The sequence below is a fragment of the Pseudomonas sp. D8002 genome (assembly GCF_013385695.1).
GTDB lineage: Bacteria > Pseudomonadota > Gammaproteobacteria > Pseudomonadales > Pseudomonadaceae > Aquipseudomonas.
The window spans coordinates 1-22,838 of sequence record NZ_JACAPM010000026.1 but is presented as its reverse complement, the minus strand read 5'-3'; the positions used below and the strand labels follow the sequence as shown (position 1 = coordinate 22,838).

The following is a 22,838-nucleotide window of genomic DNA, read 5'->3' as shown; positions in this document are numbered from 1 at the left end:
AAACCCATGTCCAGACCCCAATGCTCCCGCTGCCTGCGGCCCACCACTCACTGCCTGTGCGCGCTGATTCCCCGGCTGGATAGCCGAACCCGGGTGTTGCTGTTGCAGCATCCGAGTGAGGTCAATCACGCCTTGAATACCGCGCGGTTGGCGGCGCTGGGCTTGGTGAATGCGCAGTTGGTGGTGGGGGAGGTGTTTGAGGATTTGCAGGCGTTGTTGAATCCGCCGGGTTATCAGGCGCATCTGTTGTTTCCGGACGAAAATGCCCAACCCTTGCAGGCCTATACGCCATCCGACGAACCGTTGCTGTTGGTGGTGCCGGACGGTACCTGGCGCAAGGCGCGCAAGTTGCTGCACCTCAATCCTTTATTGGCGGCGCTGCCTCGGGTGACGCTGGCGGAAGGCGCCGTGTCCCGTTATCGGCTGCGCAAGGCACCGGGGCCCGGGGCGTTGTCGACGGTGGAGGCCATCGTGCAGGCGTTGCAGGTGCTTGAAGCGCCCACCTCATTTGAGCCGCTGCTGAAACCGTTCGAGGCATTGATCGAAGGACAGATTGCCGCGATGGGCGATGAAGTGTTCCAGAGAAACCACGGCCCCGCCTGACTTATTCCATTAAGCGATAAGCACCACACTTTGCGTGATATGGCCCGCCAGCCTTTCCCGGTATGATAGTCGCCCCCGCAGTCTGGATTGCGAATACGCCATGACCTTGCAGTACCCCACCATCGCCGATTGCGTCGGCAACACCCCGCTGGTCCGCTTGCAGCGCCTGCCGGGCAACACCAGCAATACCTTGTTGCTCAAGCTCGAAGGGAACAACCCGGCCGGCTCGGTCAAGGACCGCCCGGCGTTGTCGATGATCACCCGCGCCGAGTTGCGTGGGCAGATCAAGCCCGGCGACACCCTGATCGAAGCCACCTCCGGTAACACCGGGATTGCCCTGGCCATGGCCGCGGCGATCAAGGGCTACAAGATGGTCCTGATCATGCCCGACAACGGCAGCGCCGAGCGCAAGGCGGCGATGACCGCCTACGGCGCCGAGTTGATCCTGGTCACCCAGGAAGAAGGCATGGAAGGTGCCCGCGACCTCGCCGAGCGTATGGCTGCCGAAGGCCGTGGCCTGGTGCTGGACCAGTTCGCCAACGGCGACAACCCCGAGGCGCACTACACCACCACTGGCCCGGAAATCTGGCGCCAGACCCAGGGCACCATCACTCACTTCGTGAGTTCGATGGGCACCACCGGCACCATCATGGGCAATTCGCGCTACCTCAAGGAGCAGAATCCCGAGATCCAGATCGTCGGCCTGCAACCGATGGAAGGCGCAGCGATCCCGGGGATCCGTCGTTGGCCCGAAGAGTACTTGCCGAAGATCTACAACGCGGCTCGCGTCGATCGCATCATCGACATGGCCCAGCGTGAAGCCGAAGACACCACCCGCCGCCTGGCCCGTGAAGAAGGCATCTTCTGCGGCGTGTCGTCCGGTGGCGCCGTGGCCGGGATGTTGCGCTTGTCCCAGGAGTTGGAAAACGCGGTGATCGTCGCGATCATCTGTGACCGTGGCGACCGTTACCTGTCGACCGGCATTTTCGACGCGCCCAACTGATGGCCAAGCACGAGAGAGGCCTGCGCTTCCAACCGACGGGCGGCAGCCGGGCCCCACAGATTCCCGTAGGCAAGAAGCAGCGCCTGACCATCGAGCGCCTGGCCAACGACGGCCGTGGCATTGTGTTCTTTGAAGGCCGCACCTGGTTTGTCGTGGGTGCGCTGGCCGGTGAAGAGGTGGAAGCGCGGGTGTTGGGCGCCCACGGCAAAGTGGTCGAGGCGCGCACCGAGCGCGTATTTACCGCCAGCGAACTGCGCCGTCCGGCACCCTGTGTGCACGCCGGCCGCTGTGGCGGTTGCAGCCTGCAACACTTGCCCCATGACGAACAACTCGCCCTGAAACAGCGCATGCTCGCCGAGCAATTATCCCGTGTGGCCGGTGTCGAACCCCAGGAGTGGGCCGCGCCTTTGAGCGGGCCGGAATTCGGCTATCGTCGCCGCGCCCGCGTGGCCGTGCGCTGGGATGCCAAGGCGAAGAAACTTGAAGTCGGCTTTCGTGCCGTGGCCAGCCAGGACATCGTCGCCATCGACGATTGCCCGGTGCTGGTACAGGCCTTGCAACCGATCATGCAGCGTTTGCCCAACATGCTGCGGCGCTTGAGCAAGCCTCAGGCATTGGGGCATGTGGAATTATTCAGTGGTTCGTCGATTGCCGTGTTGTTGCGACACATGGCGCCCTTGTCCGAAGCGGACCTGACGATCCTGCAGGAATTTTGCACGTTCCATGAAGCCCAACTGTGGCTGCATGGCGAGGGCCAGCCGCAACCGGTCGAACCAGACCAGGCCTTGGGCTATCGTCTGGAACCGTGGGATTTGCAGTTGGCGTACCGCCCGGGAGACTTTGTGCAGGTCAACGCCGGGGTCAACCAGGCGATGGTCGCCCAGGCGCTGGATTGGCTGGCGCCGAAGCCCGACGAGCGGGTGCTGGATTTGTTTTGTGGCTTGGGCAACTTCGCCTTGCCGCTGGCCCGCCAAGTGCGGGAAGTGGTGGCGGTGGAAGGCGTGCAGGCCATGGTGGACCGGGCGGCACAGAATGCCGTCAGCAATAATTTGCATAATGTTCAGTTTTTTCAGGCCGATTTGTCCCAGCCTTTGACCGACGCGGAATGGGCCAAACAGGGCTTTTCTGCGGTACTCTTGGACCCACCCCGCGATGGTGCCCTGGAGGTTGTGCGCAAGCTCGCTACCCTGGGGGCTGATCGCCTGGTGTATGTGTCCTGCAATCCGGCAACGCTGGCGCGGGACACGGTCGAGTTGGTCAAGCAAGGCTACCGGCTAAAACGTGCCGGGATCCTCGACATGTTTCCCCAGACGGCCCATGTCGAGGCCATGGCGTTATTTGAAGCGGGCTAGGATGCCCGTTTAATCCGACTGGCCTGCATCTCCTGGGCCTGTGACCTGCCAGGGAGCGTGCACAAGCTTTTTTTGTAAAGCAGGTCAGCGATGATTTTGACGCACTAAAAGGTGCGTCGTAGGGAAGGTAAGCAAGATGGTACAGGTGAGAGCACACCAGCCGATCAACACCGACGGCAGTATCAATCTCGAGGCATGGCTGGATCATGCCATCAGTGTCGACCCGGCACTGGACCGTGAAGCCTTGAAAGCAGCCTGCGAGTTCGCTCGTGAGTCTGAACAGCAAGACAATGCGGCGAAGAACCTGTGGGCCGAAGGCACTTCAAGCTTTCGCACCGGGTTGGAAATCGCCGAGATCCTCGCCGATCTCAAGCTCGATCAGGATTCGCTGATCGCGGCGGTGCTGTATCGCGGCGTGCGTGAGGGGCATATTCAACTGCCCACCGTCAGCCAGCGTTTCGGCACCGTGGTGGCCAAGCTGATCGACGGCGTGCTGCGCATGGCGGCGATCAGTGCCAGCCTCAGCCCGCGCCAGTCGATGGTGCTGGGTACCCAGGGCCAGGTGGAAAACCTGCGCAAGATGCTGGTGGCGATGGTCGACGACGTGCGCGTCGCCTTGATCAAGCTGGCCGAGCGTACCTGCGCGATTCGGGCGGTGAAAACCGCCGACGACGAAAAGCGCAACCGCGTCGCCCGCGAGGTGTTCGACATCTACGCGCCGCTCGCCCACCGCCTGGGCATCGGCCATATCAAGTGGGAACTGGAGGACTTGTCCTTCCGTTACCTCGAACCCGATCAATACAAACAGATTGCCACGCTGCTCCATGAGCGGCGGCTGGACCGTGAGCGCTTTATCGCCGACGTGATGAGCCAGTTACGCACGGAATTGCAGGCCACCGGCGTTGAAGCCGACATCAGCGGCCGGGCCAAACACATCTATTCCATCTGGCGCAAAATGCAGCGCAAGGGCCTGGCCTTCAGCCAGATCTACGACGTGCGCGCCGTGCGTGTGCTGGTGCCGGAAATGCGCGACTGCTACACCGCGCTGGGTATCGTGCACACGCTGTGGCGGCACATCCCCAAGGAATTCGACGACTACATCGCCAACCCCAAGGAAAACGGTTACCGCTCATTGCACACGGCAGTGATCGGCCCCGAGGGCAAGGTGCTGGAAGTACAGATCCGCACCCACGCGATGCACGAAGAGGCGGAGCTGGGCGTATGCGCTCACTGGCGCTACAAGGGCACCGACGTCAAGGCCGGGTCGAACCAGTACGAAGAGAAAATCTCCTGGTTGCGCCAGGTGCTGGAGTGGCACGAAGAGCTGGGCGACATCGGCGGTTTGGCCGACCAGCTGCGGGTAGATATCGAACCTGACCGGGTCTACATCTTCACCCCCGACGGCCACGCGATCGACCTGCCCAAGGGCGCCACACCGCTGGATTTTGCGTACCGGGTGCACACCGAGATCGGCCACAACTGCCGTGGCGCCAAGATCAACGGGCGCATCGTGCCGCTCAACTACAGCCTGCAGACCGGTGAACAGGTCGAGATCATTACCAGCAAGCACGGTACGCCGAGCCGCGACTGGCTGAACCCGAACCTGGGCTACATCACCACGTCCAGGGCGCGGGCGAAGATTGTCCACTGGTTCAAATTGCAGGCGCGCGACCAGAACGTCGCCGCCGGCAAGACCTTGCTCGAGCGCGAATTGGCACGCCTGGGCCTGCCGCAGGTGGACTTCGACAAGCTGGCCGAAAAGGCCAACATGAAGATCGCCGAAGACATGTTCGCCGCCCTCGGTGCCGGCGATCTGCGCCTGGCGCAGTTGGTCAACCTGGCCCAGCAACTGGTTGAGCCGGAGCGTGGCAGCGAGCAGCTGGAACTGATTCCACGCAAGGCCACCGGCTACAAGCCGGGCAAGCGGGGCGATATCCAGATCCAGGGCGTCGGCAACCTGATGACGCAAATGGCCGGCTGCTGCCAGCCATTGCCGGGCGACGCCATCGTCGGTTACATCACTCAGGGCCGCGGGGTGAGCATTCACCGCCAGGACTGTGCCTCGGTGTTGCAACTGGGCGGGCGCGAGCCGGAGCGGATCATCCAGGTCAGTTGGGGCCCGGTGCCGGTGTTGACCTATCCGGTGGACATCATCATTCGTGCCTACGACCGTTCCGGGCTGCTGCGTGATGTGTCGCAGGTGCTGCTCAATGAGCGGATCAACGTGCTGGCGGTCAACACCCGCTCGAACAAAGAGGACAACACGGCGCTGATGTCCCTGACCATCGAGATTCCGGGGCTGGACGCGTTGGGTCGGTTGCTGGGGCGTATTTCCCAGTTGCCGAACATCATTGAGACCCGGCGTAATCGCACGCCATGAGTAGCTGGATGAGCGCGGACTGAAATGTGGGAGCGGGCTTGCTCGCGAAGGCGATGTGTCTGTCAAATATCAGGCAACTGACACGACGCCTTCGCGAGCAAGCCCGCTCCCACATTTGATCCTCAGCGTTCCCACTTCTGCGGAAAGAGACTGATGTATTCACTTGAAGACCTGCTGCACCTGATGAACCGCCTGCGCGACCCGCAATACGGTTGCCCGTGGGACATCAAGCAAACCTACGCCACCATCGTCCCCCACACCCTGGAAGAAGCCTACGAAGTCGCCGATGCGATCGAGCGCGGGGATTTTGATCACCTGCAAGGTGAGCTGGGCGACCTGTTGTTCCAGGTGGTGTATTACAGCCAGCTGGCGCGGGAAGAAGGGCGCTTCGAATTCGCTGGGGTGATCGACAGCATTACCCGCAAGTTGATTCGCCGTCACCCGCATGTGTTTCCCACGGGAGACTTGTACGCGCCGCTGGATATTCCGCAGCTGAGCGAAGAGCAGGTCAAGCAGCGTTGGGAAGAAATAAAGGCCGAGGAGCGTGCGGAAAAGTCCGACGTCCCACAGCAGTTATCCCTGCTGGATGATGTGCCCACGGCCTTGCCGGCGCTTTCCCGCGCCGCCAAATTGCAAAAGCGCGCCGGGCAGGTGGGTTTCGACTGGCCGTCCGCGTTGCCCGTGGTGGATAACGTGCGCGAAGAGCTGGATGAAGTGCTCGAAGCCATGGCCGATAACGACCCGGCAGCCATCGCCGATGAAGTAGGTGACCTGCTGTTTGCGGCGGTCAACCTGGCCCGTCACCTCCAGGTCGACCCGGAAGCAGCCTTGCGTTTAGCCAACGCTAAATTCGAACGACGTTTCCGATTTATCGAACAGGCATTGCGCGAGACCCACCGTCCCATAGAAGATTGCACCCTCGAAGAGTTGGACGCCCTGTGGGGCGAAGCCAAACGCCAGGAAAAGAATCTGTCCAGCTGCGGCTGAGCCGTTGCCCAAGTGAGTAAGCACCATGAGCATTTCCCTTCGCGACCAGTTGCTCAAAGCAGGCCTGGTCAACCAAAAGCAGGCCAAGCAGGTCGGCAAAGAGAAACAGAAACAGCAGCGCCTGGTGCATAAAGGCCAGGCCGAAGCGGACGACAGCCAGGCGCGCCAGGCCATCCAGGCGCATGCCGAAAAGGTCAAGCGCGACCAGGAGCTGAACCGTCAGCAGCAGGAAAAAGCCGAGGCCAAGGCCCGCGTTGCGCAGGTCAAGCAATTGATCGAAACCTCGCGCCTGCCCAAGCTGACCACCGAGGACTACTACAACTTCGTGGATGACAAGAAGGTCAAGCGCCTGTCGGTCAACACGCTGATGCGTAACAAGCTGAGCAACGGCTCCCTGGCGATCGTGCATCACGGTGGCGGTTACGAGGTGATCCCGCGCGAAGCCGCGCTGAAGATCCAGGAGCGGGCGCCAGAGCGCATCGTCCAGATGAACGTCCTGACCGAAAGCCAGGTGCCGGATGAGGATGATCCGTACGCCGCCTACCAGATCCCTGACGACCTGATGTGGTAATGCGTTAGAAACACACATTGTGGCGAGACGGCTTGTTGTGGCGAGGCAGCTTGCTGTGGCGAGGGAGCTTGCTCCCGCTGGGGCGCGAAGCGCCCCCAAAATCCCAAGCCCCAACCCCAAAAACACAAACCCCGCTCAAAAGGCGGGGTTTGTGTTTATAGACACTCCAGCTGCGTGGGGCTGGTTATCTACAGGATTTCAGAGTTTCAGGAGCTTTGCGCCTGGCGTTTCATCTCAAGGGTCTCGAGCTCGTTTTTATAATTATGAGCTTCGGTCTCGTCGTGAAACATGCCGACCAGCAGGTCTTGCTGGTGTACATCCCAGATGTGAATCCCGTGGGCTACTGCTTCATGGGACATATGTTCATCGTCGCGTTCAGTTACTTTTACAGTCATCTGCTTGCTCCAATCTCTGGTTGATCTGCGGCAAGGCGTCGCAGGCCTTTGTTATATGATTTGTTAGCTTGCTAAGTAAATAACCAGGAATTGCAACACACCTTTACAGAAACTGGAGTAATCCCGCGAGCCCACGGAAACCGCGACATTGCGTCGCAGGGCGCTGAGTTTTATGACAAAAGTTTCATGTTGGCGTCAGGCGACAGGCGAAAAAAAGCCCCGCGTACGCGAGGCTCTTTCATTGCGCAGAGGATCAGCTGCCTTTGACAGCCTTGCCGTCAACGGTACCGTCTTGCAGCATGATGTTGTATTCCTTGCCGTCAGTCTCGACCTGGCGCAGGGCAACCAGGATGCCGCCCCAGTCCTTGGCAAACCACATTTGGGTAATGCGCTTGCTTTGAGTCGGGTCACGCACGCGCTCGACCTTGATCGCATCGATGGAGCCGGCTTTGGTCTGGACCTTTTCCGGGCCGATCACGCGGAAGTCGTAGGTATCGACATCAGTGCCTTCGACGACGTTGTAGCTCATGCTTTTCTTGCCGGCTGCCACATCGCGCTGCAATGCCAACTGGTAGGTCGACTTGTCGAGCATGCCGCTTTGAAGGGCCACGTTGACCGGGTCCTTGTTTTCAAAGCCGGTGACTTTCTTGGCCGTCTGATCGAAGTCGAGGTTGATCTTCTTCGTCTTGCCCAGGCCACCGCGTTCGAAGGTGTAGCTCACCGGTTGCAGGGCGTCTTTGTCGAAGCGGATCACGCTGGTTTCAGTCAGGCTGGCGATCATCATGGAAGCCTTGAAATTCAAGGTCCAGCTGCCGTTGTCATTCTTGGTCAGGCTGCGTTCTGCCGAACCACTCATGGGCAACTGTTTCCAGTCGGCGGTGTAGCTGGCGGAGAAAGGGTGAAGGTCTGCCGCTTGCACGGCAGGCAAGGCGAACAGCGCAAAAGCGAAGAGCAGGGCGCGACGCATAAAGTCTCCTAGGTTCGAATCAAGTGGCCGCTGGCCGCAAGTAACTGACCGTCCAATAATGCACCGTGGTCGCCAAGAATCAACCGTCCCTCAGCGAACCAGCGAACAGCCAGCGGGTAAATCCTGTGTTCCTGGGCGTGAACCCGTTGCGCAAGCGTCTGCGCAGAGTCCGCAGACTCTACCGGAACTACTGCCTGTACGACCAGAGGCCCGCCATCGAGTTCCTCGGTGACAAAGTGCACGCTGCAGCCGTGCTCGGTGTCGCCGGCCTCCAGGGCACGCTGGTGGGTGTGTAACCCTTTGTATTTTGGCAGCAGGGACGGGTGGATATTCAGCAGACGCCCGTTGTAGTGACGCACGAAGTCAGCGTTGAGAATGCGCATGAAGCCGGCCAGTACCACGAGTTTGGGGTTGAAGGCGTCGATCAGTTCGATCAAGGCGCTGTCGAAGGCCTCGCGGCCTTCAAAAGCCTTGTGATCCAGGGAGCGGGTGTCGATACCTGAGTCCCTGGCGCGTTGCAGGCCGTAGGCGTCGCTGCGGTTGGAAATCACCGCAGCGATGCGCACCGGGCTGTCGCCGGCGCGCGTGCTGTCGATCAGGGCCTGCAAGTTACTGCCGGTGCCGGAGAGCAGCACCACGACATCACAGGTTGCAGGCATCAGTGCGCCTTAAGGTTCTTCAGTTCAACCTGAGCCGCGCCTTCAGGGGCGGTAGCGATCTGGCCGATGACCCAAGGCTGTTCGCCGGCTTCACGCAATACGTTCAGCGCGCTTTCAACGTGCTCTTGAGCCACGCAGATGACCATGCCCACGCCGCAGTTCAGCACGCGGTGCATCTCGGTTTCGTTGACGTTGCCTTTCTCTTGCAGCCAGTCGAAGACTGCCGGGCGCTGCCAGCTGGCCACGTCGACAATCGCCTGGGCGCCTTCAGGCAGTACGCGCGGGATGTTGTCCAGCAGGCCGCCACCGGTGATGTGGGCCATGGCCTTGACCGCGCCGGTGTCCTTGATCAGCTTGAGCAACGGCTTCACGTAGATGCGGGTCGGGGCCATCAGCAGGTCGGTCAAGGGCTTGCCGTCGAGCTGGATGGTTTCGATGTCGGCGCCGGACACTTCGATGATCTTGCGGATCAGCGAGTAGCCGTTGGAGTGCGGGCCGGACGATGGCAGGGCCAGCAGGGCGTCACCGGCAGCCACCTTGGAACCGTCGATGATTTCGGATTTTTCGACAACGCCGACGCAGAAACCGGCCAGGTCGTAGTCTTCGCCTTCGTACATGCCTGGCATTTCAGCGGTTTCGCCGCCGACCAGGGAGCAGCCGGACAGTTCGCAGCCAGCGCCAATGCCGGTGACCACCTGGGTAGCGGTCTCGACGTTGAGCTTGCCGGTGGCGTAGTAGTCAAGGAAGAACAGCGGTTCGGCGCCGCACACCACCAGGTCGTTCACGCACATGGCAACCAGGTCGATGCCGATGCTGTCGTGCTTGTTCAGGTTCAGTGCCAGGCGCAGCTTGGTGCCCACACCGTCGGTGCCGGAGACCAATACAGGCTGCTTGTAGCCGGCCGGGATCTCGCAGAGGGCGCCAAAACCGCCCAGGCCGCCCATGACTTCGGGGCGCGCAGTGCGCTTGGCGACGCTCTTGATGCGTTCGACCAATGCTTCACCGGCGTCGATGTCTACACCGGCGTCCTTGTAGCTCAGGGAGGGTTGCTTGCTCATGATCCAGGCCTTTAGGGGGGATTCAGGGGTAACGACCGAATGCGGCGGGTGTACCGAAACCTGAAGTTTCAGCACGGCCTGCCATTGACGGTCTGCGAAGGCGCGCGATTTTATCAGGCTTGAGGGGCAGCGGCCATCCTCGGGCCGACGGGCAGGGGCAATAGCTGTTAAAAAAATCGCTAATCGAGTCGGTCACAGGCCCTATTAAGGTATAGCCTTTAACTCGCTATCGTTATGACAGTACAAAAACTTGCCGAGACCCTGTGAATGTTTTGCTGGTCGCTGTGGTCACAGCCTTGCTCAACAGTGTTCACGCGGTCTGTTCCAACCGCTTATTTGCCGTTCGGGAATCTTCTTTCATGGGTCTGAGTAAATATTTTTTTGTGGGCTGCTTGTCGTTGGTCAGCCTGGCGAGTTATGCCGAAACCCTCAATGGTCTCTATCAAGTGCTGGAGCCGGTCAGCAGTCAGTCTCCCCAGGAGCGCGACCAGGCGACCCAGCGTGCCCTGCAAACCCTGGTGATCCGCCTGACCGGCGACGCCAAGGCCGCCGATGGCCCGGGCCTGGCGGCGATCCGCAAAGACCCGCAACAAATCATCAGTCAGTACGGCTACGACGCCGGCCCGCCGGAAAGCCTGCAGGTGGATTTCGACCCGGTCAGCACCGACCGCGCGTTGCGTGGCGCGGGCCTGGCGCTGTGGGGCAGCAATCGGCCATCGATCCTCGGTTGGTGGCTGAACGACTCCGTGGAAGGCAGCAGCCTGGTCGGTGATGGCCAGGCCGTCGCCCAGCCGCTGCGCCGCGCGGCCCAGCACCGTGGTTTGCCGCTGCGTCTGCCATTGGGTGACCTGGACGAACAGATCGTCGCCACCGCCCCGAATCTTGAAAGCCCTGACGCCACACCGCTGCGCGCCGCGTCCGAGCGTTACGGCGCCGATGCCTTGCTGGCGGTGCATGCTCGCGAAGACGGCGGCCAATGGTCGGCCAAATGGCGCCTGTGGCTGGGGGATAAAAGCGAGCAGGGCACCGCCACCGGCACTGATACCGCCGCTTTGGCCGACGCCGTGCTGCTGGCCGTCAGCGAACGCCTGGCACCACGCTTTGCGGTCAAGGCCGGTGCTGCCACCAGTGATCAGTTGCTGGAAGTGCAGGGCATGAATCTCGAGCATTACGCCGCCCTCGGCCATCTGCTGGAACCGTTCGGTGCCCAGCCAGTGCGCGTGGACGGCACTCGCATCGTTTATCGGGTGAATGGCAGCGCCGAGCAGCTGCGCACCCAGTTGAGCCTGGCCAAGTTGCAGGAAATCCCGGCAGGTGAAGCTCCGGCTCCGCAGCCGGTGGTAGAAGGCGCGCAACCGGCACCGGTCGAGCCGACGCCGCAGCTACGTTTTCATTGGTAAGTGTTCTTCCTTCTTATATAGAAGCAGGAAGCAAATAACAGAGGGAGTGGTTTATGGCGGATACGCGTCGTTGGGTGTGGCTTGGCGGGATTGTCCTGCTGTGCGTTTTTGTGTTCCTGCTGCATTCGATCCTGACGCCGTTCCTGGTCGCGTTACTGCTGGCCTACCTGTTCGATCCGGTGGTGGATCGCCTGGAAAAGCTCGGCCTGTCACGTACCTGGGGCGTGGTGGCGGTGTTTGCGTTGTTCACCTTGATCATCACGGCGCTGGTCCTGGTGCTGGTGCCGATGTTGGCCAAGCAGCTGTTCAAGCTCTATGAGCTGGCGCCGCAGATGCTCGACTGGCTGCAACACACGGCCATGCCGTGGGCGCAGGCCAAGCTGGGGCTGGCAGACGGCTTCTGGAAGTTCGACAAGGTCAAGGCGGCCATCAGCGAGCACATGGGCCAGACCACCGACATTGTCGGCGTGGTGCTGAGCCAGGCGACGGCGTCGAGCCTGGCACTGATTGGCTGGCTGACCAACCTGGTGCTGATCCCGGTCGTGGCGTTCTACCTGCTGCGGGACTGGGACATCATGATGGCCAAGATCCGCGGCCTGCTGCCGCGCGACCGTGAGGAGCGCATTGTCTCCCTGGCCGAGGAGTGTCATGAGGTGCTCGGCGCCTTCGTCCGTGGCCAGTTGCTGGTGATGCTGGCGCTGGGGATCATCTACGCGGCGGGGTTGATGGCGATCGGCCTGGAACTGGGGCTGTTGATCGGCCTGATCGCCGGCCTGGCAGCCATCGTGCCTTATATGGGCTTCGTGATTGGTATCGGTGCGGCGCTGGTGGCCGGGTTGTTCCAGTTCCACGGCGACCTATACCCGATGCTCGGGATCGTCGCGGTGTTCATGGTCGGCCAGGCCCTGGAAGGCATGGTGCTGACGCCGTTGCTGGTGGGCGACCGGATCGGCCTGCACCCGGTGGCGGTGATCTTTGCGATCCTGGCGGGCGGCGAGCTGTTCGGCTTTACCGGCATCCTGCTGGCGCTGCCGGTGGCGGCGGTGATCATGGTGCTGGTGCGCCATGTGCACGACTTGTACAAGGACTCGGACATGTACGCCGGAACCGACGAACCGGAGTTATAACCGCAGCATCACAAACCCGGCTCAAGGCCGGGTTTGTCATTTATCGGCTCTGGCGTTTCGCCATTGCGTCAAACATTCCTCACCAAATCCAACAAGTTAACGCAAACCTTTGATTTTGCTTGTGGTCTGCTGCATTGTGCGCCCGGCGTCACGGGTATAAACTTTGCAAACTTTACACAGAGGTCACTAACGGTTCGATTGGAACCGTTCAGTCAGCATGAAACCGATTCAGCTGCCCCTAGGTGTGCGTCTGCGTGACGACGCCACCTTTATCAATTACTACCCAGGCGCCAATGCCGCTGCACTCGGCTATGTCGAGCGGCTCTGCGAAGCCGACGCCGGGTGGACCGAAAGCTTGATCTACCTCTGGGGCAAGCACGGCGTGGGGCGTACCCACTTGTTACAGGCCGCTTGCCTGCGCTTCGAACAGATGGGTGAACCGGCGGTGTACCTGCCGCTGGCGGAGCTGCTGGACCGCGGTATCGAGATCCTCGACAACCTTGAACAATACGAACTGGTCTGCCTGGACGATTTGCAGGCAGTGGCGGGGCGGGCAGATTGGGAAGAGGCACTGTTCCATCTGTTCAACCGCTTGCGTGACAGCGGCCGGCGCTTGTTGATTGCCGCCTCCACCTCGCCACGTGAGCTGCCGGTGAAGCTGGCGGACTTGAAGTCGCGGCTGACCCTGGCGCTGATTTTCCAGATGCGCCCGTTGTCCGACGAAGACAAACTGCGGGCCCTGCAACTGCGTGCTTCGCGCCGCGGGTTGCACCTGACCGATGAAGTCGGGCATTTTATTCTCACTCGCGGTACACGCAGCATGAGCGCACTGTTCGACTTGCTCGAACAGCTCGACCAGGCTTCCTTGCAAGCCCAGCGCAAGCTGACTATTCCCTTCCTTAAAGAAACCCTGGGCTGGTAGCCAGCCCTTTAAAACCGGGGCTTTCGGCAAATTACAGGCGCCAGAAAACCTGCGTTTGGGCCGTTTTGGCCACGCAAATGGCTGGCATAGGGTGTTAAGGGCTTAGATGTCATAGTCCAAACAAGAAGTCACATAGATCACGATTGAATTTGCAAATCGATGTGATAGAAGGCATAGTCTCGGCTTCTTTACACATCAGCCACGGTCGTGCCCATGCTAAATCGCTTCGCACCCCTCGTGCCTCTCGCACTCGTTACCCTGTTGTTTGGTTGCGCCACCCACACTCAAAACGTGGCTGAGCAGCAAAAACCAGTACAGCAGTCCCAGGCAAAATTCGTTGCGTCGCAGTCTTCCACTGTTTATCAGGAAGAGATCGCAACTGAAAAAGAACTCGCCGACTTCGCCGGCGCCAAGCCTTACCAGCTTCCCGTTCTGGCCGACAGCATTCTCGAACGCGGCATGTCCCTGATCGGTACCCGTTACCGTTTCGGCGGTATCTCTGAAGCCGGTTTCGACTGCAGCGGTTTCATCGGCTACCTGTTCCGCGAAGAAGCCGGCATGAACCTGCCGCGTTCCACCCGCGAAATGATCAACGTGGATGCACCGTTGGTCGCGCGGAACAACCTCAAGCCCGGTGATCTGCTTTTCTTTAGTACGGCTGGCCGTGGTCGTGTCAGCCACGCCGGTATCTACCTGGGCGACAACCAGTTTATCCACTCCAGCAGCCGCCGCAGTGGTGGTGTGCGAGTCGACAACCTGGGTGACAGCTACTGGAGCAGAACCTTCATCGAAGCCAAGCGCGCCCTGGCGATGGCCCCGACTACCGTTACCGCCAGCAAGTAAAGTTAAAGTGATACTTGAAGTTTGACGTGTAAGCGCTAGAATCCCTGGACATTGTTGTAAATTGATCGCGCGAGCTTTGCTTGCGCGTTCTGTTTTTCAACGTTCGGCAGCGAAAGCCGCATCCAGATCAGGATTGTTCTGCCCATGTCGACCTCGGCCCGCCTAATTCTTCTCGTTTGCGCCGCGCTGCTCAGCGCCTGCGCAAGTCGTCCTCCGCCTGCTCCCGTGGCCGTCAAGCCCAAGCCGGTGTTCAACACCTATGCCACCCAAAGTTTCTCGCCTGCAGCCGAAGACGTGCTTTTTCGTGCGCTGGGCCTGGTCGGCACGCCTTATCGTTGGGGCGGCAACACGCCGGACTCGGGGTTTGATTGCAGTGGCTTGATCGGTTTCGTCTACCGTGACGCGGCGGGCATCTCCTTGCCACGTACCACCCGCGAGCTGATCGTGATGCGCGCCCAGGACGTGAGCGAAAACAACCTGCAAACCGGCGACCTGATCTTCTTCGCCACGGGTGGCGGCTCGCAGGTCAGCCACGCCGGGATCTACGTGGGAGAAGGGCGCTTTGTGCATGCGCCGCAGACCGGCGGTACGGTGAAGCTGGACACGCTGTCCAAGGCTTATTGGCAGAATGCCTACCTGAGCGCCAAGCGTGTGTTGCCAGCCGAGCACCTGGCACGAAACCCCTAGGAAAACACGAAACCAAATGTGGGAGCGGGCTTGCTCGCGAATGCGGTGGATCAGTCGACAACAAGCTGACTGACACACTGCATTCGCGAGCAAGCCCGCTCCCACATTTGTTTTGCGGTGTTTGCGAAGCTGGCTATTTAGCCGCCGACACTCGCCACACCTTGTTCCCCACGTCATCCGCCACCAGCAAATCCCCCTGCTTGTCGATCACCACGCCGACCGGGCGGCCCATGGCTTTCTCATCGCTATTGAGGAACCCGGTCAGCACATCCACCGGCTGGCCTTTGGGTTTGCCGCCTTCAAACGGCACGAAGATCACCTTGTAGCCACTGTGTGGCTTGCGGTTCCACGAACCATGCTGGCCGATAAACGCGCCATTGCTGAATTGCGCCGGTAGCTTGCTGCCCTCGGCAAAGGTCAGTCCCAAGGAGGCTGTGTGCGGGCCCACCGCGTAGTCCGGGGCAATCGCCTTGGCTACCAGTTCCGGGTTCTGCGGACTCACCCGCACATCCACGTGCTGCCCGTAGTAACTGAAGGGCCAGCCATAGAACGCGCCATCCTTGACCGAGGTGATGTAGTCCGGCACCAGGTCGCTGCCGATTTCATCGCGCTCATTGACCGCCGTCCACAGCCTGCCGCTTTGCGGTTCCCAAGCCATGCCGTTGGGGTTGCGCAGGCCGGAGGCGAAGATGCGGTGCTGGCCGGTAGCACGGTCCACTTCCCAGATCGCGGCGCGGCCTTGTTCGGCTTCCAGGCCGTTTTCCGCGACGTTGCTGTTGGAGCCCACGCTGACGTACAACTTGCTGCCGTCCTGGCTGGCGACCACGTTCTTGGTCCAGTGATGGTTGATGCTGCCGCCCGGCAAGTCGGTCACCGTGGTGCCGGCTTCCTTGATCGAGGTTTCGCCTGGCTGATAGGGGAAGCGCAGCAGCTTGTCCGAATCGGCCACATACAGGTCGCTGCCCACCAGTGTCATGCCGAACGGCGAGTTCAGGTTCTCCAGGAACACCGTGCGGGTTTCGGCTATGCCGTCGTGGTCGGCGTCCCGCAGCAGGGTGATGCGGTTGGGGCTCGGCACGGCGGCCCCGGCGCGGCCCATGACTTTCTCCATCACCCAGCCACGAATACCCTTGGAATCGTCCGGCTTGGGTGGCGCATTGGTTTCTGCCACCAGCACATCGCCATTGGGCAGCACATACAGCCAGCGCGGATGGTCCAGGCCTTCGGCAAACGCCGCTACTTGAGTGCCTGCCGCCGCCGTTGGCTTGGTGCCTTCGGGCCAGCCGATGGCCGGGGCGATATTCACCGTGGGGATCAGGGTTTTATTCGGTTCCGGCAGTTTGGGCGAGGGCCCGGTGCCGTCGGACACTTGCAGGGTAGAGCTTTCGCCGCAGGCGGCGAGGGTGCCGGCGAGCATGATCAGTAGGGCAAGTCGGGTCTTGTGCATGGTTTTCTCCTTAATACCTGTAGCGGTAGAGGCACGCAGCGGCCCGATGGTTCACGCGCATGTCCGGCTTTAATTGACGCTCCACCCCCAACCCACTAACCTTCGCGGCTTGTTTCAGGTGCTCTGTGGCGTACGCGCCGACTGAGTGAAACAGGGAAGCCGGTGAGTGAGCGCATTTTTCTACAGTGCTGCCACGATCCCGGCGCTGCCCCCGCAACGGTAAATGAGTCAAGACGGTGCCTTAAGCCACTGTATCGCCCGCGATATGGGAAGGCGCACCTTCGGCATCCAATGCCACTCATGAGCCCGGAGACCGGCCTGATCCATCCAACAGCATCACGGTGGGCGATGCTTGGCTGTCTGTATGTGTCTTTTTCCTGCCCGCCGTTTTTGTCCAGCCCCAACGGAGAGCTGCCATGACTGAATCCCCCGATCGTGACGAACGCCACCTGGCGCGCATGCTGCGCAAAAAAGCCGTGATTGACGAGCGCATTGCCAATTCACCGAACGAGTGCGGGTTGCTGCTGGTGCTTACCGGCAATGGCAAAGGCAAGAGCAGCTCGGCCTTTGGCATGCTCGCCCGGGCCATGGGCCACGGCATGCAGTGTGGCGTGGTGCAGTTCATCAAGGGCCGCAACAGCACTGGCGAAGAACTGTTCTTCCGCCGTTTCCCCGAGCAGGTGCGCTTCCACGTGATGGGCGAAGGTTTTACCTGGGAAACCCAGGACCGCGCCCGCGACATCGTGGCCGCCGAAGCCGCCTGGGCGGTCTCCCGGGAAATGCTGCAGAACCCGGCCATCGGCCTGGTGGTGCTGGATGAACTGAACATCGCCCTCAAGCACGGCTACCTCGACCTGGACCAGGTACTCAGCGACCTGCAGGCCCGCCCGCCGATGCAACACGTGCTGGTCACCGGCCGTGGCGCGAAACCCGAATTGATCGAAATGGCCGACACCGTAACTGAAATGGGCATGCTCAAGCATGCGTTCCAGGCGGGTATCAAGGCGCAGAAAGGCATCGAACTTTGAATCAGCCCCGTCACTGTCCTGCTGTGCTGATCGCCGCACCGGCGTCCGGCCAGGGCAAAACCACCGTCACCGCCGCGCTCGCCCGTTTGCACCGCAACCTGGGGCGCAAGGTGCGAGTGTTCAAATGCGGCCCGGACTTTCTCGATCCGATGATTCACGAGCGCGCCAGTGGTGCGCCGGTCTATCAATTGGACATGTGGATGGTCGGCGAGCAGGAAAGTCGCCGATTGCTGTGGGAAGCGGCGGGGGAAGCCGACCTGATCCTGATCGAAGGCGTGATGGGCCTGTTCGACGGCACGCCGTCCAGCGCCGACCTGGCGCGGCATTTTGGCGTGCCGGTACTGGCGGTCATCGATGGCACGGCCATGGCTCAGACCTTCGGTGCCCTGGCATTGGGCCTGGCGCGTTACCAGCCGGACCTGCCGTTTGCCGGCGTACTGGCCAACCGCGTCGGCACATTGCGCCATGCGCAACTGCTTGAGGGCAGCCTGACCGAAGGCCTGCGCTGGTACGGCGCACTGTCCCGGGAAACCGGGATCGAATTGCCCAGCCGCCACCTTGGCCTGGTGCAGGCCAGCGAATTGAACGACCTCGACTTGCGCCTCGACGCCGCCGCCCAGGCCCTGGGCAGCAGCTGTGAGGTAGCGCTGCCACCGCCGGTGGAATTCGCTGCGCCCGAGGTAATCGAGGCCCAACCGTTGCTGGCCGGCGTGCGCATCGCCGTGGCCCGCGACGAAGCCTTCGCGTTTACCTACGGCGCCAGCCTCGACCTGTTGCGAGCGATGGGCGCCGAGCTGCGCTTCTTCTCGCCGATTCGTGACCGCGCATTGCCCGAAGCTGACAGCCTCTACCTGCCCGGCGGTTATCCGGAATTGCATCACCAGGCGCTGTCAGAAAATACCGCGATGCTCGACGCCATCCGCGCCCACCACGCTGCTGGCAAGCCACTGCTGGCCGAATGCGGCGGCATGCTCTATCTGCTGGACTCGCTCACTGATGTCGACGGCACCCGTGCCGAACTGGTCGGCCTGCTCCAGGGCGACGCCGTGATGCAAAAGCGTCTGGCGGCACTGGCCCTGCAAAACGTCGAACTGCCCGAAGGCCTCTTGCGCGGTCACACCTACCATCACTCGCTGACCAGCACCGAGTGGCAGCCGATTGCCCGGGGCCTGAGCCCGAATGGCGGGCGCGGTGCCGAGGCGGTTTATCGTCAGGGCCGGATGACGGCTTCCTACGTGCACTTTTATTTCCCGTCCAACCCGATGGCGGTGGCTGCCTTGTTTGCGCCAAGCCTTGAGACCGCCATCGCAGGCAAGCCCGCTCCCACAGTTGACCGAGTTGAAACGCAATCTACTGTGGGAGCGGGCTTGCCCGCGATGAGGCCATGACTGACAACGCCTTTCCGGAAGCCGACCGCGAAGCCGTCTACCGTGCCATCGCCGAACGCCGCGACATGCGGCACTTCAGCGGTGGCAGCGTGGCGCCGCAATTGCTCCATCGCCTGCTGCAAGCCGCGCACCAGGCGCCGAGCGTCGGCTTGATGCAGCCCTGGCGTTTTATCCGCATCAGCGACCGCAACCTGCGCGGCCATATCCAGCAGCTAGTGGAAGAAGAACGCGTACGCACCGCCGAGGCTCTCGGCCAGCGCTCCGACCAGTTCATGAAGCTCAAGGTCGAAGGCATCAACGACTGCGCCGAAGTGCTGGTGGCTGCCTTGATGGACGACCGCGAGCGGCATATCTTCGGGCGCCGCACCTTGCCGGAAATGGACATGGCATCGTTGTCCTGCGCGATTCAGAATCTATGGCTGGCGGCTCGTGTCGAAGGGCTGGGCATGGGCTGGGTCTCGCTGTTCGAGCCCCAGGCCCTGGCCGATCTGCTGGGCCTGCCGCCCGGTGCCAAGCCGTTGGCCGTGTTGTGCCTGGGCCCGGTGGCCGAGTTCTACCCGGCACCGATGTTGCAGCTCGAAGGCTGGACCGAACCACGGCCGCTGAGTGACATGTTGTACGAGAATGTTTGGGGAGTGAGTCAATGAGTGTGGCCTTGCTGAGTGTCGCTGCCGTGGCGCTGGATGCGCTGCTGGGCGAGCCCAGGCGCTGGCATCCGCTGGTGGCGTTCGGTAATTTTGCCGGGCGTATCGAGCAGCGTTTCAACTCCGGCGGCCGTGGCTGGCGCAGCCATGGCGTTACCGCCTGGGTGATTGCGGTGGTGCCGCTGACCCTGCTGGCCACGGCCCTCTCGTGGGCGCCTTACATCGGTTGGGTCCTGGAAATCCTCGCGCTGTATTGCGCCCTCGGCATGCGCAGCCTCGGCGAACACGTGCTGCCGGTGGCGCAAGCGTTACGCAGTGATGATCTGGACGAGGCCCGCAAGCGTGTCAGCTATCTGGTGAGCCGCCAGACCAGCGAGCTGGATCGCACCGAAGTCGCCCGTGCAGCCACCGAATCGGTGCTGGAAAACGGCAGCGACGCGGTATTTGCCGCCTTGTTCTGGTTTGTGGTCGCTGGCGTGCCCGGCGTGGTGCTCTATCGCCTGAGCAACACCCTGGATGCCATGTGGGGCTATCGCAATGAACGCTTTGAGCGTTTCGGCTGGGCCGCAGCAAAGATCGATGACGTGCTCAACTACATTCCGGCGCGCCTGGTGGCGTTGACCTACGCGCTGCTGGGCAAAACCCGCCTGGCTCTCAAATGCTGGCGCACCCAGGGCCCGACCTGGGACAGCCCCAACGCCGGCCCGGTGATGGCTGCGGGTGCCGGTGCCCTTGGCGTGGAGTTGGGCGGTGCAGCGATTTATCACGGTGAGCTGCACCAGCGCCCGCCACTGGGCGAAGGCCCGCCGGCGGATGCGGATTCCATCGAGCGTGGCTGGCAACTGGTGCAACGCGGCGTGTGGCTGTGGTTGCTGATCCTGTGTGTGGGGGCTGAGTTTTATGCTTGAGCACGGTGGCCGCTTGCGCAAGGCGGCGATGCAGTACGGCATTCCAGAAGCAGAATGGCTGGACCTGTCCAGCGGCCTGGCGCCATGGCCGTTTCCGATTCCGGAAATCCCGCTGCGGGCCTGGGCGCGCCTGCCTGAAAACGACGACGGCCTGGAGCAGGCTGCCTGTGAATATTACGGCACGCCCCATGTATTGCCGGTGGCCGGCTCCCAGGCCGCGATCCAGTTATTGCCGCGCCTGCGCCGGGCCGGCAAGGTCGGTGTGCTGTCGCCGTGTTACGCCGAACACGCTGAAGCCTGGCGTCGCGCCGGCTACATCGTGCGCGAAGTGCTGGAGCAGGAAGTCGACTTCTTCCTCGACAGCCTCGACGTGCTGGTGGTGGTCAACCCCAACAACCCCACCGGCCTGAGCCTGACGCCGCAACGCCTGCTGGACTGGCATGCTCGCCTGGCCCAACGCGGCGGCTGGCTGGTGGTGGATGAAGCCTTCATGGACATCACCCCGCAACTGAGCCTGGCGGGCCAGGCCCATCAAGTCGGCCTGATCGTGCTGCGCTCGTTCGGCAAATTCTTCGGCCTGGCCGGAGTGCGGCTGGGGTTCGTGCTGGCCGAGCGCAAGCTGCTCAAGCTGCTCGCCGAACAGGTGGGGCCGTGGGCCGTCAGCGGGCCGACGCGGGTGCTTGGGCAAGTATGCCTGCGCGATACCGCCGGCCATGCGCAACAGCGGCTGCGTTGCGAATCGGCCAGCCAGCGCCTGTTTGATGTGCTTGAACGCCACGACTTGCGGCCCCAGGGCGGCTGCGCGTTGTTCCAGTGGATGATCACGGACCGGGCTGAGCAGCTGCATGAATTCATGGCCCAGCGCGGCATTCTGCTGCGCTTGTTTGTCGACAACAGCAGCCTGCGTTTCGGCCTGCCGGATACCGAGGCCGACTGGTTGCGGCTGGAACAGGCACTGAAGGCCTACAAGGAAGCCTCATGAGTACCTTGATGGTGCAGGGCACCACCTCTGACGCCGGCAAAAGCACGCTGGTGACCGCACTCTGCCGCTGGCTGGTGCGCCAGGGCATCCCGGTGGTGCCCTTCAAGCCGCAGAACATGGCGCTCAACAGCGCCGTGACTGCCGAAGGCGGCGAGATCGGCCGGGCCCAGGCGGTGCAGGCCCAGGCCGCGAACCTGGCGCCCCATACCGACATGAACCCGGTATTGCTCAAGCCCAACAGTGACACGGGCTCCCAGGTGATTATCCATGGGCGCGCCGTGACCACCATGAATGCGGTGGCCTACCACGACTACAAAGCCATCGCGATGCAGGCGGTGCTTGCCTCCCACGCGCGCTTGAGTGCGGCGTATCCGGTGGTGATGGTCGAGGGTGCGGGTTCACCGGCCGAGATCAACCTGCGGGCGAATGATATTGCCAACATGGGCTTTGCCGAGGCGGTGGACTGCCCGGTACTGCTGATTGCCGACATCAATCGTGGCGGGGTGTTTGCGCACCTGGTGGGTACGCTGGAATTGTTGTCGCCGACCGAGCAGGCGCGGGTCAAAGGTTTCATCATCAACCGGTTTCGCGGGGATATTGCGCTGTTGCAGCCGGGGCTGGATTGGCTGGAAGCGCGCACGGGCAAGCCGGTGGTGGGGGTGTTGCCGTATGTGATGGATTTGCACCTGGAGGCCGAGGACGGCATCGACCAGCGCCAGATCGACAAGGCGGCGCAGGTGCTCAAGGTGGTGGTGCCGGTGTTGCCGCGGATCAGTAATCACACGGATTTTGATCCGTTGCGCTTGCACCCGCAGGTGGATTTGCAGTTTGTGGGGCCGGGGCAGGCTATTCCTGCGGCGGACCTGATTATTTTGCCGGGCTCGAAGAGTGTGCGCAGTGATTTGGCGTATTTGCGGACCAACGGGTGGGATACGGCGGTGGCGCGGCACTTGCGGTATGGCGGGAAGGTGCTGGGGATTTGTGGTGGGTTGCAGATGCTCGGCGAGCAGGTGCACGACCCGCTGGGGTTGGAAGGGCCTTGTGGTTCTAGCGCTGGGCTGGGGTTGTTGGCGTTCAGTACGACCCTGGAGGAGGAGAAGCAGCTGCGTAACGTGCGGGGGCGGTTGTTGCTGGAGGAGGCCGAGGTGAGTGGGTATGAGATCCACGCGGGTGTAACCAGTGGCGCTGGCTTGGTGCGGGCTGCGGTGCAGTTGGACGATGGGCGCCTGGATGGGGCTCAGAGTGAGGATGGGCAGATCCTTGGGACCTATTTGCATGGATTGTTTGAGGCTCCGGCGGCCTGTAGTGCTTTGTTGCGTTGGGCCGGGTTGGAAGATGTGCAAGAGGTGGATTATCACGGGTTGCGGGAGCGGGATATTGAGCGGTTGGCGGATCTGGTAGAGCGGCATTTGGATACTGGGTTACTGCGTTCGTTGTGTGGGGTTTGAGTTGTTTGTAATGGACCGTGTACATATCCGTTGCTGCGG

The 22,838-nt window shown here is 61.8% G+C and carries 22 protein-coding genes and 1 riboswitch; of the genes, 17 read left to right on the top strand and 5 right to left on the bottom strand.

The annotated features are described in order from the left end of the window. Positions 1-6 precede the first annotated feature (6 nt). The 6 genes from HX807_RS15155 (at position 7) to HX807_RS15130 (ending at position 6,896) form a co-directional block, all read left to right on the top strand. A complete protein-coding gene (locus HX807_RS15155; RefSeq protein ID WP_177050386.1) occupies positions 7-603 on the top strand; it encodes a tRNA-uridine aminocarboxypropyltransferase in 597 nt (198 codons plus the stop codon). 100 nt (positions 604-703) lie between these two features. Continuing rightward, the gene (gene cysM, locus HX807_RS15150; protein WP_003210736.1) at positions 704-1,606 is read left to right on the top strand and encodes a cysteine synthase CysM; all 903 of its coding nucleotides are present in this window, start codon (positions 704-706) and stop codon (positions 1,604-1,606) included. After that, positions 1,606-2,958 (top strand): 23S rRNA (uracil(1939)-C(5))-methyltransferase RlmD, encoded by a 1,353-nt coding sequence (rlmD, locus tag HX807_RS15145; RefSeq protein WP_008438175.1) that lies wholly within the window; start codon positions 1,606-1,608, stop codon positions 2,956-2,958. The genes cysM and rlmD overlap by 1 nt, the downstream gene beginning before the upstream one ends. A 136-nt stretch (positions 2,959-3,094) precedes the next feature. After that, positions 3,095-5,338: a GTP diphosphokinase gene (gene relA, locus HX807_RS15140; protein ID WP_003210738.1), complete on the top strand. Its 2,244-nt coding sequence runs from the start codon at positions 3,095-3,097 to the stop codon at positions 5,336-5,338. A gap of 153 nt (positions 5,339-5,491) precedes the next feature. Beyond that, positions 5,492-6,325, top strand: coding sequence for a nucleoside triphosphate pyrophosphohydrolase (gene mazG / locus HX807_RS15135; protein ID WP_177050384.1), 834 nt, complete (start codon positions 5,492-5,494; stop codon positions 6,323-6,325). A gap of 25 nt (positions 6,326-6,350) precedes the next feature. Next, positions 6,351-6,896 (top strand): DUF2058 domain-containing protein, encoded by a 546-nt coding sequence (locus HX807_RS15130; RefSeq protein ID WP_177050382.1) that lies wholly within the window; start codon positions 6,351-6,353, stop codon positions 6,894-6,896. Between the two features lie 206 nt (positions 6,897-7,102). Here HX807_RS15130 and HX807_RS15125 read toward each other — a convergent pair whose 3' ends face one another. The 4 genes from HX807_RS15125 to purM form a co-directional block, all read right to left on the bottom strand. Further along, positions 7,103-7,291 carry a hypothetical protein gene (locus tag HX807_RS15125; RefSeq protein WP_008438187.1) on the bottom strand — a complete coding sequence of 63 codons (189 nt, stop codon included), beginning with the start codon at positions 7,289-7,291 and terminating at the stop codon, positions 7,103-7,105. A 253-nt stretch (positions 7,292-7,544) separates the two neighbouring features. After that, entirely contained in the window at positions 7,545-8,258 is a 714-nt protein-coding gene (locus tag HX807_RS15120) for a DUF3108 domain-containing protein (protein WP_003210742.1), read from the bottom strand. A gap of 8 nt (positions 8,259-8,266) precedes the next feature. Beyond that, positions 8,267-8,917 (bottom strand): phosphoribosylglycinamide formyltransferase, encoded by a 651-nt coding sequence (gene purN / locus HX807_RS15115; protein WP_177050380.1) that lies wholly within the window; start codon positions 8,915-8,917, stop codon positions 8,267-8,269. Then, positions 8,917-9,975, bottom strand: coding sequence for a phosphoribosylformylglycinamidine cyclo-ligase (gene purM / locus HX807_RS15110; protein ID WP_003210744.1), 1,059 nt, complete (start codon positions 9,973-9,975; stop codon positions 8,917-8,919). The genes purN and purM overlap by 1 nt, the downstream gene beginning before the upstream one ends. Positions 9,976-10,334: 359 nt before the next feature. On the opposite strand from purM, the gene HX807_RS15105 reads away from it, so the two are divergent. From HX807_RS15105 to HX807_RS15085, 5 genes are all read left to right on the top strand, one after another. Then, positions 10,335-11,375, top strand: coding sequence for a DUF2066 domain-containing protein (locus HX807_RS15105; RefSeq protein WP_177050378.1), 1,041 nt, complete (start codon positions 10,335-10,337; stop codon positions 11,373-11,375). A gap of 53 nt (positions 11,376-11,428) precedes the next feature. Then, positions 11,429-12,502, top strand: a complete 1,074-nt coding sequence (locus HX807_RS15100) for an AI-2E family transporter (protein ID WP_177019653.1) — start codon at positions 11,429-11,431, stop codon at positions 12,500-12,502. 217 nt (positions 12,503-12,719) lie between these two features. Next, complete coding sequence (gene hda, locus HX807_RS15095; protein ID WP_003210747.1) at positions 12,720-13,424, top strand: DnaA regulatory inactivator Hda; 705 nt, start codon at positions 12,720-12,722, stop codon at positions 13,422-13,424. Between the two features lie 213 nt (positions 13,425-13,637). Further along, positions 13,638-14,267, top strand: coding sequence for a C40 family peptidase (locus HX807_RS15090; RefSeq protein ID WP_177050376.1), 630 nt, complete (start codon positions 13,638-13,640; stop codon positions 14,265-14,267). 144 nt (positions 14,268-14,411) lie between these two features. Beyond that, positions 14,412-14,954, top strand: coding sequence for a C40 family peptidase (locus HX807_RS15085; protein ID WP_003210749.1), 543 nt, complete (start codon positions 14,412-14,414; stop codon positions 14,952-14,954). Between the two features lie 133 nt (positions 14,955-15,087). Here HX807_RS15085 and HX807_RS15080 read toward each other — a convergent pair whose 3' ends face one another. Continuing rightward, positions 15,088-16,401, bottom strand: a complete 1,314-nt coding sequence (locus tag HX807_RS15080) for a sorbosone dehydrogenase family protein (RefSeq protein WP_177040350.1) — start codon at positions 16,399-16,401, stop codon at positions 15,088-15,090. A 99-nt stretch (positions 16,402-16,500) separates the two neighbouring features. After that, a riboswitch (cobalamin riboswitch) is annotated at positions 16,501-16,738 on the top strand. Between the two features lie 79 nt (positions 16,739-16,817). Here HX807_RS15080 and cobO point away from each other — a divergent pair. Genes cobO through HX807_RS15050 form a run of 6 tightly spaced genes read left to right on the top strand, consistent with a single transcriptional unit; the run spans position 16,818 to position 22,799 of the window. Next, positions 16,818-17,429: a cob(I)yrinic acid a,c-diamide adenosyltransferase gene (gene cobO, locus HX807_RS15075; RefSeq protein WP_003210751.1), complete on the top strand. Its 612-nt coding sequence runs from the start codon at positions 16,818-16,820 to the stop codon at positions 17,427-17,429. Beyond that, positions 17,426-18,817, top strand: coding sequence for a cobyrinate a,c-diamide synthase (locus HX807_RS15070; protein ID WP_177050374.1), 1,392 nt, complete (start codon positions 17,426-17,428; stop codon positions 18,815-18,817). Before cobO ends, HX807_RS15070 begins: the two co-directional genes overlap by 4 nt. Continuing rightward, positions 18,814-19,464, top strand: a complete 651-nt coding sequence (gene bluB / locus HX807_RS15065; protein ID WP_177050371.1) for a 5,6-dimethylbenzimidazole synthase — start codon at positions 18,814-18,816, stop codon at positions 19,462-19,464. Before HX807_RS15070 ends, bluB begins: the two co-directional genes overlap by 4 nt. Further along, on the top strand, positions 19,461-20,369 hold the full coding sequence (gene cbiB / locus HX807_RS15060) for an adenosylcobinamide-phosphate synthase CbiB (RefSeq protein ID WP_087694822.1): 909 nt from the start codon (positions 19,461-19,463) through the stop codon (positions 20,367-20,369). The genes bluB and cbiB overlap by 4 nt, the downstream gene beginning before the upstream one ends. Continuing rightward, a complete protein-coding gene (gene cobD / locus HX807_RS15055) occupies positions 20,362-21,351 on the top strand; it encodes a threonine-phosphate decarboxylase CobD (RefSeq protein WP_177050361.1) in 990 nt (329 codons plus the stop codon). The genes cbiB and cobD overlap by 8 nt, the downstream gene beginning before the upstream one ends. Beyond that, entirely contained in the window at positions 21,348-22,799 is a 1,452-nt protein-coding gene (locus HX807_RS15050) for a cobyric acid synthase (RefSeq protein ID WP_177050359.1), read from the top strand. Before cobD ends, HX807_RS15050 begins: the two co-directional genes overlap by 4 nt. Positions 22,800-22,838: the final 39 nt, after the last annotated feature.